This is a genomic window from Natronincola peptidivorans, assembly GCF_900111615.1.
In the GTDB taxonomy this organism is placed as follows: Bacteria; Bacillota; Clostridia; order Peptostreptococcales; family Natronincolaceae; genus Natronincola_A; species Natronincola_A peptidivorans.
On sequence record NZ_FOHU01000001.1, the window covers coordinates 314178 to 328111 of the forward strand.

Here is a 13934-nt window from a genome sequence, read left to right on the forward strand (position 1 = left end):
TAAGGAGTGTTAATTAATATGAAAACAAATTATTATAAACAGGCTCTAAATAAGGCTTTTAGTTATTTATCTTATAAATCAAGAACCGAAAAAGAAGTAATCAGTTATTTATCTAAAAATGATTTCGATGATACTGTTATTTCAGAAGTTATAATAAAACTTAGAGATCTCAACTATGTTAATGACAACACATATGCGATAGATTATGTTAATAATTCTATTGAGAAACAAACCAAAGGAATTAATTTGATTAGAAAAGAACTATTAGAAAAAGGAATAAATGAAAAGATTGTATCAGAGCATTTAGCTTTATATTCGTCTAATTTAGAAATAAGAACAATTGAAAATGTTACAAAAAAATTTTTTTCTTCTAAAAAAAGTCTACCACTAAACCAGATTAAGGCTAAGCTGTATAGCAGGTTGCTCCAAAGAGGATTTACTATAGATACAATAAATTATGCTCTAAAATTTTTAGATGAAGATCGAGAAATACAATCTATATTATTACAACAAGAGGAGTTTTATAATCAACAAGCTAAACTAATAGCTACTAAATTCTTTGAAAAATATAGTAAGAATGAGAAGAATGAATATAAAGTAAAACAAAAACTATATGGAAAGCTTATAAGTAAAGGTTTTGATTATTCTTTATGTAATGTTATTGTTGAAGAAATTTTAAATAATAATAAATAGTTATGAAATATTATCACTTATGATAATATTTAGTATGATAATATATGCCCTAAAAAAAAGATACTTTCAGTACTTTATTTACAGTACAGAAGGTATCTTTTTTTAGTACTTTTAACTAACTCTTTTTTCTAATCTTAATTTATCAGCCACCATAGCGATAAATTCACTATTGGTTGGTTTACCTTTATCATTATGGACAGTATAGCCAAATAAATTATTAATAGTATCTACTTTTCCTCTACTCCAAGCTACTTCTATAGCATGCCTTATAGCTCGTTCAACCCTACTAGGTGTTGTATTAAATCTCTTTGCTATTGATGGATATAATTCCTTTGTAACTGCACTTAATAATTCTACATTCTCTATTACCATAGTAATGGCTTCTCTTAAATATAGATATCCTTTTATATGGGCTGGAACACCTATTTCATGAATAATATTTGTTATCTCTGCTTCTAAACTAGTGTTATTTGTTATTAATGAAGTTGAGGTTCCAATACTTACTCTTCTCCTATTACTATTATTTGAACCTCCTGTCATCTGTCTAATCCTATCAATAAAAACTTCAAAATCAAAAGGCTTTATTACATAATAATCTGCTCCTAAGTTAATAGCACGTTGTGTAATTTTGTCTTGCCCAACTGCTGATAATATGATAATTTTAGGAAATTTCTGTAGATTCATTTTGTTAAGTCTTTCTAAAACTCCTAAACCATCTAAATGTGGCATGATTATGTCTAATATTACTAAATCGGGCATTTTTTCATTAATTAATTCTATTGCCTTTAACCCGTCTTGAGCAATACCTGATACATGAATATCTTCTTGCCTTTCTAAATATTCACTCAAGATATCACAAAAATCCTCATTGTCATCAACGATTAATACAGATATTTTTTCACTTTTCACTATAAACCCCCCTGAAATACTGTTTTTTTTCTCTAAATTTTTAATATTATATTATCTCTATAAAATTATTTATTCGACAAGTGAATTTTTATTCCTTCCTCCCCTAGAAAAAACTTCAAAATTTTACAATATTTCGTTCCCCTATATTTTCTAATTTTCTACAACATTTTTATATTTTTTATCAAATATTCCCGATTCTTCAATCATCCATTCAATAAAAATGCCGTAGCCTTTTGTAGGATCATTAATAAGTACATGTGTTACAGCACCAACTAATTTCTCATTTTGGATAATTGGACTCCCACTCATTCCTTGTACAATTCCACCAGTTTTTTCTAATAATTCTTTATCTGTGACCTTGATTATCATACTTTTAGAGTCTACTCTAGCTTGAGGATTAATTCTAGTTATTTCTATCTCATATTTTTCTATTCTATTGGTATCAACCGTTGTTAGGATATGTGCTGGTCCTTCATTTATCTCATGCTGATATGCAATAGGAATTGGTTTGTTATAGATTTCATTATCCAAGACATTTATTAATTCTCCGTATACTCCATAATCTGTATTTTTTTCTAGTTTACCAAGCGGTTCATTAACATCATAAAAAATTCCTCTTATCTCCCCTGGCTTTCCTCTTTTACCCTGCTGTATAGATACAACTCTTGACTTGATTACTTCGCCATTTTTAATAGACAATATATTACCAGTATCAATATCTGTTATGGCATGACCTAAGGCTCCAAATTTGTTAGTTTCAGGATGGTTAAATGTCATTGTTCCAACACCTGCAGTTTTATCTCTAACCCATAATCCAAGCCTATACTGTTGATCTTCTAAAGATTGAACTGGTTCTATAGATATACTATATTCTTTTGTATCTCTTTTAAGAGTTAAATTAAGTGCTTCACCTCTACTATTTTGAATCAAATTTCCTACATGCTCAGCATTATTTACTTTAATATTGTTAATAGCGATTAATGAGTCTCCTATTTTAATTCCAGCAGTTTCTGCTAAATTATAAACATTCCCATTCTTATCAGTTATTTGGGCAGTACCTACCACTAACACACCTTTAGTGTTTAATCTTACCCCTATAGAATGTCCACCTGGTATTACCTCTATTTGAGGAACTACATTTACTCTAATATTTCTATAAGGTACTAGACCAAATACTTTTAGCTGGAAATTTGTGGTGCCTTTATCAACTGTTTTTAAATGAAAGCTTTTATTTAAATTTAGCCTTCTTTGATTTAATTTTTCTATCTGTATGATAGAATTTAATCCTGTATCTGATGTAGAAAGAAACAGAGGAAATCTTTGATTTAATGTATAGTTGTCTCCTATTGAGATGTTATATTCTTTATCTAATCCACCTGTAATTTCTATAAAGAGAACATACGCTGTAAAAATTAAAGTAAAACACATTATATAACTTAAATACTTTTTATATTTTATTTTATTGATCAACAAAACCACTCTCCTAACAAGCATAATCTTTATATCTAGAAATTTACTAGTATCAAGATTTAGAATCTCTAAGATTAATTTGGCTTATTTAAAGAGTGATTATTATGTATAAATTATAATAAACTTGTAACTTTAATCCTTTTTTGGCTAAAATATTAATAAAAAAAACAAAAGCTACTATTAGCTTTTGTTTTTTTTATTAGCTTTATTGATTAGTTCTTCAGCATGTTTTAAAGTGATATCTGTTATTTCTCCTCCTAATAATCTGCCAAGCTCATATATTCTGCTTTTTCTATCCATCTTTCTTATTAGAGTTTTAGTATTTTTCTCAGTAGAATGTTTCTCAATCAAAAAATGCTCATCTGCCTTTGCAGCAATCTGTGGCAAATGTGTAATACAAATGACTTGTCTATTACTAGAAATATCATATAATTTTTCTGCTACAGTTTGTGCCGTTATACCACTAATACCAGTATCAATTTCATCAAAAATTAAGGTTGGAATATTATCTACATGAGCTAATATTGTTTTTAAAGCTAGCATAATTCTTGACATTTCTCCACCAGATGCAATTTTTGATAGAGGTTTTAAAGGTTCTCCTATATTAGAGGACAACATAAATTCTACTTTATCAATACCCTTCTTAGAAAGCTTAATTTCATCATTAGAATCTTTTTGTTTAGTGATAGAAACTGTAAAAGATACATTTTTCATGTTTAAGCTTTGTAAAATACTGATTACTTGATTTTGAAAGGATTTTGCTGCTTGACACCTTAATTTACTTATTCTAATAGCTAAATCTAAAAGCTCTTCTTTTGTCTTCTCGATAGTACTTATTAACTTTGAAATTTTTTCTTCACTATTTATATAATTATTTAATTCCTCTTCAACAGAATCTCTATAAGCTAGAATGATTTCTATAGTTTTACCATACTTTCTTTTTAGATTATTTATAGTATCTAATCTTTTTTCTATTTCTTCTAATACTTCTGGATTAAAATTCACTTGTTCCTGATAATTATTTATTTCTCTAACAATATCTTGAATCTTATATTCTATATCTTCTAAGGTTGCATAAAAATAACCTAGGTCATTATCAAAATTTGAGATACTTTGAAGGGACTTAACACTTGATGCAATGTGATCCAATACTGAGGGTTGAAAACTACTATTATAAAAAGTTTCATAAATGTTTCCTAGTGTAGCATATATTTTCTCACTATTGCCAATGATGTTTCTTTGTTGATTTAATTCCTCTTCCTCACCTATTTGAAGCTTTGCTGCATCTATTTCCTGCATCTGAAATTTAAGTAAATCTATTTTTCTTTCTCTCTCTACTTCATCATAACAAAAAGACTGTAATTCATTTTGCAATAGAAGAAAATTCTTGTACTTCTTTGATAATGTATTTAATAATCCAATTAATTCATTACCACCATAAGCATCTAAAGCATCTATGTGAAATTCAGTATTTAAAAGAGATTGATGTTGATGTTGTCCATGGATATCAATTAGTTTTTCTGTGATATGTTTTAGTATGCTTTGATTTACAATGATTCCGTTCACTCTACTGATACTTCTTCCATTAGCATATATTTCTCGTGTTACAATTAATACATCCTCCTCTTCAGAGTTTACACCATACTTCTCTAAAGTTTGATGAAAATCTATTACATCTTCCATAGAAAAAACTGCTTGAATAACAGACTTTTTTGCGCCAGTCCTGACAAATTCTCGATCGGCACGTTCACCAATAGCCATATTAATTGCATCAAGTATAATAGATTTCCCAGCACCAGTTTCTCCAGTTAGTATATTTAATCCTTTATCGAAATTCACATTAAGTCTATCGATTAATGCAAAATCTCTAACCTCTAGCTCTAAAAGCATAAAGGCCCCCCATTCTATCTCATCAATTTTCTAAATTTATCTTTCATCTCTTCCATTTTATCACTATCTCTAACTAACACAAATATTGTATCATCTCCTGCAACAGTTCCTACAATGCCATCAAAGTTAGTAGCATCAATAGCTGAAGCTGCAGCTTGGGCAGCAGCAGGTATAGTTTTTAAAACTAAAATATTGCCGGCATGATCATAGGAAATAATGGCATCTTTAAATAGCCTAACCAACCTATCAGATAATATTGTATCTTGACTTTTTAAAGTAGCATACTTATACTTACCACTTTTAGATAGCACTTTAATAAGTCTTAATTCTTTGATGTCTCTAGATACCGTTGCTTGAGTTACATTCAAACCTATTCTTTTTAGCTCTTCAGACAATTCTTCTTGAGTTTCTATTTCTCTATTTTCTATGATTTCTAAAATCTTTGCATGCCTTGTATACTTCATAGAAATCCTCCCCATTCTAATGCTTGAAAGCAACATTAATTAAATACCTTCAAATATTTTAATAATATCTTGTATTCTTCAAAAAAAGATATTTTCCTTCAAAAAACTAAATTATTATTTATTAAATACTAATTTAATTCTTCATGGGAAACCTCAATAATCCTATTTACATTATCTTCAGTAATTTCTATGCTGTCATTTGACTTATCTGATATATATAATAGATACTCAATATTTCCTTCTGGTCCTTTGATAGGTGAGTAAGAAAAACCTATTATTTTCAAATCTAGGGATTTCGTAAAAGTTAAGATATCTTTGACTACCTCTTTATGAGTTGCGATATCCTTAACAACGCCTTTCTTACCAACTTTTTCTCTACCAGCTTCAAACTGAGGTTTTATTAATGCTACAATATTTGAAGAGGGTTTAAGGAGCTTTTTCATTACAGGTAGCACTAGTCTTAATGATATAAAAGATACATCAATTGAAGCGAAATCTCCCAATTCTTCAATATCCTTGCTTTCTACATATCTTATATTTGTTCTTTCCATTACAACAACCCTAGGATCTTGCCTCAATTTCCAATCTAATTGACCATATCCCACATCAATAGCATATACCATTTTTGCATTGTTTTGGAGCATGCAATCAGTAAATCCTCCAGTAGACGCACCTATATCAAAGCAAATTTTATTATTAAGGCTGATGTTAAATTCTTTTATTGCTTTTTCTAATTTAAGTCCTCCTCTACTAACATAAGGAATAGGGTTGCCTTTTACTAGAATTTCTGAATCTCTTTTTATTTTCGTCCCAGGTTTATCTATTTTTTGATTATCTACAAAAACTAAACCCGCCATTATCGTACGCCTTGCTTTTTCTCTAGTATTAAAGTAGCCATGTTCTACTAAAAATGTGTCTATTCTAATTTTTTCCATGAGAATTTTCTCCTATTACCGTGTAATAACAATATTTTTAATAGCTTTTTTCTGAAAAGCCTCACATATTCTTTTAAATATTTCTTCCTCAGTTAATCCATAGAGATCATATAATGTACTCGTATCGCCATGTTGGATAAATTCATCCGGCAATCCGATAGTATGCACTTCTTTATAGATACTATACTTATTGAGTAGTCCCTGTATTTGAAGACCTACCCCGCCAATTTTAGCATTATCTTCTATAACGTAGATTTTCTTAGCTTTTGTTGCATTCTTTATAATTAAATCTTCATCCAATGGCTTTATAAATCTTGGATTTATTAAAGTAGCATCAATGCTGTTTTCCTTTAATTTATTACACAGTCCTAACACCATGGCATTCATATGTCCTACAGCAATTAATAAAACATCATTACCTTCATGGTATAGTATTTCGCCTTTTCCAGTAATAATATCATTATTTTCAGAAGGACTCTGTAGGTTTATGGCAGATCCCCTAGGATACCTTATGGCTATCGGTTTATTCTCACTTATGGAATATTGAATCATTTTTTTGAGTTCAGATCCATCTTTAGGAGCCATAATCGTTAAATTGGGAATTGGTAATAGAAATGACAAATCAAAAGCACCATGATGAGTTTCACCATCATTTCCAACTAACCCGGCTCTATCAATTAACAAGGTAACTGGTAAATTTTGCAGACAAATATCGTGTATAATTTGATCATATCCTCTTTGTAGAAAAGTTGAATATACTGCAAAAAAAGGCTTATATCCTGTAGCAGCTAGGCCAGCGGCAAAAGTAATGGCATGTTGTTCAGCAATGCCAACATCAAAAAATCTTTCAGGGAAACGTTTTTGAAAACCACTTAAACCTGTTCCTGCTGGCATAGCAGCAGTTATAGCCACAACCCTATTATTTTTCTCTCCACATTCTACTAGAGTATTACCTACCACCTCAGAATAAGATATTTTATTTGACGAAGAAGCAGGTTTACCAGTTTCTATCATAAACGGACTAACTCCATGAAATTTATCAGGATACTTCTCTGCTGGTTGATAGCCTTTGCCTTTTTTAGTCATTACATGTAACAAAATAGGTCCTTTTATATTTTTACAATTTTTTAATACATTACATAGCTGACTATAATCATGACCGTCTATTGGCCCAATATATTTAAAACCAAGCTCTTCAAATAAAATACCAGGTACGAAAAAATACTTAATACAATCTTTAGCCTTTTCAGCTGTTTTAAAAACGCTTTTTCCTATGGCAGGAATATTATTAATTAAGCTCTCAAAATCGTCCTTTACTTTTGAATACACAGCATTGGTTCTAATTTTATTTAAGTAATTTGATAAGCCTCCTACATTATGAGAAATTGACATTGCATTATCATTTAAAATAACAATAATATTTTTCTTGCTTTGTCCTGCATGGTTTAATGCTTCAAAAGCCATACCACCAGTTAATGCTCCATCTCCTATCACTGCAATAACTGAATGTTTTTCTTTGTTTAAATCTCTTGAACACGCCATCCCCAATGCAGCAGATATAGAAGTACTGCTATGACCAGTATCAAAATGATCATGAGAACTCTCATATCTTTTAGGAAATCCACTTATACCTTTATACTGCCTTAAAGTAGAAAACTGCTTTCTTCTATCTGTAAGAATCTTGTGAACATAACTTTGATGACCTACGTCCCAAATAATCTTATCTTGCAAACTATCATAAACAGTATGTAAGGCTAATGTTAATTCTACAACCCCAAGATTTGAAGCTAAATGACCACCTGTTTTAGAGACAGACTCAACTAAAAAATTTCTGATTTCTTCTGCTAACAATTTAATCTGATAGCTTTTCATTTTCTTTAAATCATTAGGAGAGTTGATTTGTTCTAACAACTTGTACATAGTTATCATCTCTCTTTCTTATTTTTTGTGGTGCTAGAGGATAGATTAATCCCTAATTTTTTATCAATAAAATACAGAAATCTCGCTGTGTTATAGACTATAGTATGAGAATGTATGATTGCTATACTTTTTCCAATTGCTTTTCCTCCTACGGTTAATGAAGCTATAAACCCACTCATAATCACTGTAGTCAGTGCACGGTTGATGGGGAAATCCAAGTTGTCCAACTGTAGAATTATGCTAATTCCTGCTACTCCACTGACGATTCCACAAATATCACCTATAACATCATTGCAGAAATTTGATACAGGTCCAGCATTTTTCAATAGATTTATTGCATTTTTGGCACCTTCGACCTTATCTGCAGCCATTGCATGAAATGGTTTTATAGAAGCAAAGGTTACCGCTATACCAATCATATCACTAATAACTCCCGTCAATACAATGCCAATTAAAATTATAAATGCGAATATAAGCGTAGTATTAATAAAAACCATTTCAGCAGCAATGCTTATAATAATTGTTAACAAAAAAGTCCATATTGAAACAATAATAACCCATTTCAGATTATATTTTTTCCAAATATCACTATTATCATTATTACCTTTTTTACCATTATCATTATTCTTAGACAAAAATATCCCTCCAACTATTATACTACTACTATAAAGGATAATCTACTTTATAAGGGAAAATATGTTAGTTTTCCTTTAATGGATTTTTCTAGTTTTTTCTTTATTAATAAACTTAAGGCTGATAGCATCAGCTATCAGCCTTAAGTTGTAGTGGCAGTATGTTAAGTAAATTTTACGGCTTAGGTCCAGTAGGATTTCCCAGATTAATACTACCTGTCGCCAAAGTAGCGGTTTCCCTTTAAACTAATCTCTGCTTTGTCACCATAAACAGGACTGGAATACCACTTAGTCCGCACTGTAATCCTTAACATACTTCCATTGGAACAGTCTAGGAGTTTTCCTCAACAGTATAAATTAACTCTTAGCCTCTTTTGCAGAATAGATTTCAAATAGCAATGATTTTTTCCATCGGGCCCTGATTTCTAAAACCTGATCTATTTATCTGCCTACTCCACTCAAGGCAGGCTACACTATGATTCGCACAGATTGCACAAATCTATAGGTTTCCTCCACTTCAATAAAAATTGAAAATGGCCTCCACGGAGCGAGGGTCATCGCCTGCATGCCTTTGCAGATCGCCCCCATCTCCTTACTCCCAGAAACGACCCCCAACTGGGCGTCAGAAGCCGAAACCAAGAACTTCATCGACATGCCCTTCAACGGATTTTTAGCCCCGCCTTCCAAGTTAATTTAACTGACTAGAATACTGTACCACTACAGATAATATAGCAAAAATTATAGCATAAGCACAAATATTTATCAAATGACTATATTGGCTATTATTACCCCTAAAATAGCTCCTGCCACTACTTCAATTGGTGTATGTCCAATTAACTCCTTTAATCTTTGTTCCGTAAGCTTTTTTTCCTTTTTATGATGAATGTCTTCAATAATTTTATTAATAATAATAGCTTGCTTCCCTACCGCATTTCTTACTCCGGCAGCATCGTACATAACCACTAAAGAAAAAACAAGAGCAATGGCAAAAACTGCGGAATCCCAACCATGTGTAAGGCCTGTTGCAGTAGTCAGGGCCATGACAAAAGAGGAGTGAGAGCTAGGCATTCCACCTGAGCCAACAAAACGTGATGCATTAAATCGCTTATCAACAATAAAAGTATGTATAACTTTTATTGTTTGAGCTATAAACCACGCTATTATTGAAGCCATCAAAATTTTATTGTTAAAAAAAGCATCAAAAAAACTCACTAAGTTTCCTCCTTAGTTAATACTCTCTATTAATTAAATAGTTGTTCAATTCAAATAGAAAACTTGATTTATTATATTGTTTCAAAATATCATTCGTATTCAAGGCTAATTCTTTTACTTTATTAATAGAGTAATCAAGTCCATATAATGATGGATAAGTAGACTTTTTGCTTTTTATGTCACTGCCCACATTCTTACCCATTTTTTCATTTTCTCCAATTATGTCTAGTATATCATCTCTTATTTGAAAGGCTAATCCTAAATTTTCTCCAATAGTCTCCATATTCTTTATATCCTTTTCATCGGCATTTGCAATTATTGCCCCGATTTTTAGGGATACAGTAATCAATGCGGCAGTTTTACATAAGTGTATATATTCTAAAGTCTCTTTATCAATTGTTTTGCCTTCGCTTTCAATGTCCACAATTTGCCCACCTATCATTCCATTAATCCCAGCTCCCTCGGCAATACTTTTTATACTTTCTACATATCTTCTCATATCATTATGTTTTACTGCATCCTGAAGCATTATCTCGAAAGCATAATTTAACAAGCCATCTCCAGCTAAGATAGCCACCCCTTCCCCGAACACCTTGTGATTGGTCAGTTTACCTCGTCTATAATCATCGTTGTCCATTGCTGGCAAATCATCATGGATTAAAGAATAAGTATGAATCATTTCAATACCACAGGCATAAGGTAATACTCTTTCCACATTACTATTGAACAGCTCATAGGAAGCAATAGCTAATATGGGTCTCAGTCTTTTTCCACCTGCCGTTAAACTATACTCCATAGCTTGTATCAGTGTTCTATTCTTATAATGCTTTAAACTAATATAGCGCTCAAGTTCATTATTGATTAATTTGATATAATCATTCAACTGTTGCTTCCACTCCATGGTTATTGTTCCCCCTCTAAAAATGGCGTTGTTGTTGTAACTCCATTTTCTTCTACAATCATGAGTATTTTTTCTTCAGCATTATTCAGTTTTGTGTTACAGCATCTATACAATTCTATACCTTCTTGAAACAACTTCAAAGAATCATCTAAAGATAATTCTTTGTTTTCCAACTGTTCTATTATTTCTTGCAGTCGCTTAATAGCTTTCTCGTAATCCATTTTTTCCAAAAGACTTGTCCTCCTTTATTAAATTTTCCACCCTTGCAGTTACTTCTCCATCCAGCATACTGATGCTTATTACATCATTCATTTTAACCTGTTCTATGCTTTTTATGGTATTACCCTCAGTGTCTCTTGCAATAGCATAGCCTCTGGAAAAAACAGATAGAGGATTCAAACTATTTAGACGTTCAATTTTATTGTTTAATACTACTTTATGATCATGAATTTTTTGTCTTATTGTTTTTACAAGGTTTTTATTTAATTCATCAATTTGCTGTTTTTCATCATAAATATAATTTAAAGGATATTTAAAATGATAATTGTTTTTAATAGCATCAAGCTTCTTTTTTTCTTCATGTATTTTTATATTCATAGTATATATTAGTCTTCTATTTATAGTCTCAAGTGTCTCCACTACATCAACAAATTTAGGCACTGCTAATTCAGCAGCTGCTGAAGGTGTATGAGCTCTTATATCTGCTACGAAGTCAGCTATAGTATAATCTGTTTCATGTCCAACTGCTGAAATAACTGGAATATCGCTATTGTAAATTGCTCTAGCAACAGCTTCTTCGTTAAAGGCCCATAATTCCTCTATAGAACCTCCCCCTCTACCAAGTATAATGACTTCTATATCATTAAAAGTATTACATAATTCAAGAGCCCTTACAATCGAAGGTGCTGCCAGCTGTCCTTGTACAGCAACTGGAAAAACATATAAGCTTGTTTTAGGAAAGCGTCTTTTTACCACAGAGATAATGTCTCTAATTGCAGCGCCTGTAGGTGAAGTAATAATTGCAACCTTATCAGGTATAAAAGGTATGGTTTTCTTATTCTCCGATTTAAAGAGCCCTTCCTTTTCTAGTTTGGCTTTCAGTTTTTCATATGCTATATATAAGTCCCCTAATCCAGATGATTCCATTTCATTGACATATAACTGATATAATCCATCTCTCTCATATAAAGAAATATAACCCTTAACCATAACCTTGCTGCCGTTCTGTGGTATTGTCGTTAACTTATCACAATTGGCTTTAAACATAATGCATGCTATTTTACTGTCTTCATCCTTTAAAGTAAAGTACATATGTCCACTGCTATGTAGTTTTAGGTTTGATATTTCTCCTTTTACATAGATATTACTTAAAATAGGATCACTAATCAAAAGTCTTTTTATATATTTATTTATCTCAGAAACCGACAAAGCTTTTATTTTCATTGTGATATCCCCTTAATTTCCATCTACTTTATGCTTAAAGCATTCTACGCCTAAAGAAGCTATTCCCACAGCATTATCTGAGCAGTAATTAGGTAGAGCAAAATATGTTTTAAATGCTTCTTGGTTCAACTTCTCTGATAAATATTCTCTAATAATTTTATTAGAAGCTACTCCGCCAACTAACAATATATCTCTACAGGTATCTTGCGTTGAAGCATTCTTTATTAACTGATATAGTGATTTACCGACACATTGAAAGACAGAATAAGCAATTAAGTCATCCTTAATATTCTCCTTCAATTTTCTTTGTATATAGGTTTCAGGACCTGAAAAACTTATGCTATTGTTTTTTACAGAAACGGGTATATTTACATGGTCTACTATTTCCTTATTTATTAACGCTTCCATATGAGCACCAGCTGGAAAAGGTAGTTTTAACTTAACTCCAATACGATCTATAAACTGACCTGCACTTATATCACTACTACTACCTAAAATATCAATTTTATACCCTACTTCTTTAGGAATCACTTTTAGTAATTCTGTAGTTCCGCCAGATATATGTAATGCAAAAAAAGGTCTTTTAAGTTTTAGACTTAAAGACCATAACCCTGCTTGGATATGCCCTTCTTGATGACTAAACTTATAAAATGGTACATGAAATAAATTGCTCATAGTATATCCAAAGGATTCTGCCGCAATAAAAACTGGCATATAAGAATCTGGCAAAGGTCTTGGTTTTGTAGCACTACTTATAGCTACTATCTCGAACCTAGAATTTTCCTTCGATATTGCTTTTGCAAGAAGAGGCAGTTCTTTTATATGGTTAAACACCGCTTCTGATTGTCTCAGACCCAGTAAACCTTCTTTTACGGGTAATAGTTTTCTTTTATCCACTAAAAGTTCATCTTCAAGTGTAATCAATGCTAAAGAGGTAGTATAATTACTAGTATCTATACCTAAAATAGCAGCTTCTTTATTCATTATTTTTGATTCCCGTTTTTTCTATAAATCTTCCCAATATACCATTTATATAGGAGGTGGATTCATTAGCACTATACTTTTTAGCCAATTCCACAGCTTCATTTATAGATACATTATAAGGGATTTCCTCAATATATAGTATTTCCACCAATGCTAACTGTAAAATTGCTAAATCAACCTTCGCTATACGTTCTAGCGTCCAGCCTATAGCATATTCTTCAATAATCCCATTAACCTCAACTATATTATTTACAGTAGCATTTATAACATCTTCTATATATTCTTTTTGAGTATTTGTATCTTCATCCTCCAATAAATAGTTGTCCAATTTTTTAATATCATATTCCTTGTTCATAAGCATTTCAAAAATAATCTTCATACATAACTCTCTAGCTGATTTTCTATTCATAACTATCATTTTCCTCCTGCATATATGTACTTTTAAAAATTAAAGCCACGTCAGCTTGTCTTTTATGATAAT

Annotated in this window: 14 protein-coding genes; 1 reads left to right on the forward strand and 13 read right to left on the reverse strand. The window is 31.2% G+C overall.

Annotated features, from left to right (window positions below; all coding sequences use genetic code 11):
* Window positions 1-18: 18 nt before the first annotated feature.
* Window positions 19-693: a regulatory protein RecX gene (locus tag BMX10_RS01600; RefSeq protein ID WP_090438274.1), complete on the forward strand. Its 675-nt coding sequence runs from the start codon at window positions 19-21 to the stop codon at window positions 691-693.
* A gap of 111 nt (window positions 694-804) precedes the next feature.
* Here BMX10_RS01600 and spo0A read toward each other — a convergent pair whose 3' ends face one another.
* The 13 genes from spo0A to nusB all read right to left on the reverse strand — a co-directional run bounded on the left by spo0A (window position 805) and on the right by nusB (window position 13862).
* Window positions 805-1602 carry a sporulation transcription factor Spo0A gene (spo0A, locus tag BMX10_RS01605; protein WP_090438277.1) on the reverse strand — a complete coding sequence of 266 codons (798 nt, stop codon included), beginning with the start codon at window positions 1600-1602 and terminating at the stop codon, window positions 805-807.
* Window positions 1603-1752: 150 nt separating this feature from the next.
* On the reverse strand, window positions 1753-3072 hold the full coding sequence (gene spoIVB, locus BMX10_RS01610; protein ID WP_244272596.1) for a SpoIVB peptidase: 1320 nt from the start codon (window positions 3070-3072) through the stop codon (window positions 1753-1755).
* A 180-nt stretch (window positions 3073-3252) separates the two neighbouring features.
* Entirely contained in the window at window positions 3253-4962 is a 1710-nt protein-coding gene (gene recN, locus BMX10_RS01615) for a DNA repair protein RecN (protein WP_090438282.1), read from the reverse strand.
* A 14-nt stretch (window positions 4963-4976) separates the two neighbouring features.
* On the reverse strand, window positions 4977-5426 hold the full coding sequence (locus BMX10_RS01620; protein ID WP_090438285.1) for an arginine repressor: 450 nt from the start codon (window positions 5424-5426) through the stop codon (window positions 4977-4979).
* A gap of 128 nt (window positions 5427-5554) precedes the next feature.
* Entirely contained in the window at window positions 5555-6361 is an 807-nt protein-coding gene (locus BMX10_RS01625) for a TlyA family RNA methyltransferase (RefSeq protein ID WP_090438288.1), read from the reverse strand.
* Window positions 6362-6376: 15 nt separating this feature from the next.
* Window positions 6377-8281 (reverse strand): 1-deoxy-D-xylulose-5-phosphate synthase, encoded by a 1905-nt coding sequence (gene dxs / locus BMX10_RS01630; RefSeq protein WP_170834629.1) that lies wholly within the window; start codon window positions 8279-8281, stop codon window positions 6377-6379.
* A 5-nt stretch (window positions 8282-8286) separates the two neighbouring features.
* A complete protein-coding gene (locus BMX10_RS01635) occupies window positions 8287-8916 on the reverse strand; it encodes a hypothetical protein (protein WP_244272597.1) in 630 nt (209 codons plus the stop codon).
* 759 nt (window positions 8917-9675) lie between these two features.
* Window positions 9676-10125, reverse strand: a complete 450-nt coding sequence (locus BMX10_RS01645; protein WP_090438294.1) for a divergent PAP2 family protein — start codon at window positions 10123-10125, stop codon at window positions 9676-9678.
* Window positions 10126-10141: 16 nt separating this feature from the next.
* Window positions 10142-11026, reverse strand: a complete 885-nt coding sequence (locus tag BMX10_RS01650) for a polyprenyl synthetase family protein (RefSeq protein ID WP_090438297.1) — start codon at window positions 11024-11026, stop codon at window positions 10142-10144.
* 2 nt (window positions 11027-11028) lie between these two features.
* Window positions 11029-11247, reverse strand: coding sequence for an exodeoxyribonuclease VII small subunit (locus tag BMX10_RS01655; protein ID WP_244272615.1), 219 nt, complete (start codon window positions 11245-11247; stop codon window positions 11029-11031).
* Window positions 11225-12469: an exodeoxyribonuclease VII large subunit gene (gene xseA / locus BMX10_RS01660; RefSeq protein ID WP_090438302.1), complete on the reverse strand. Its 1245-nt coding sequence runs from the start codon at window positions 12467-12469 to the stop codon at window positions 11225-11227. Before xseA ends, BMX10_RS01655 begins: the two co-directional genes overlap by 23 nt.
* Window positions 12470-12481: 12 nt before the next feature.
* Window positions 12482-13453 (reverse strand): Kae1-like domain-containing protein, encoded by a 972-nt coding sequence (locus BMX10_RS01665; protein ID WP_090438305.1) that lies wholly within the window; start codon window positions 13451-13453, stop codon window positions 12482-12484.
* Window positions 13446-13862: a transcription antitermination factor NusB gene (gene nusB, locus BMX10_RS01670; RefSeq protein WP_090438308.1), complete on the reverse strand. Its 417-nt coding sequence runs from the start codon at window positions 13860-13862 to the stop codon at window positions 13446-13448. The genes BMX10_RS01665 and nusB overlap by 8 nt, the downstream gene beginning before the upstream one ends.
* Window positions 13863-13934 lie beyond the last annotated feature (72 nt).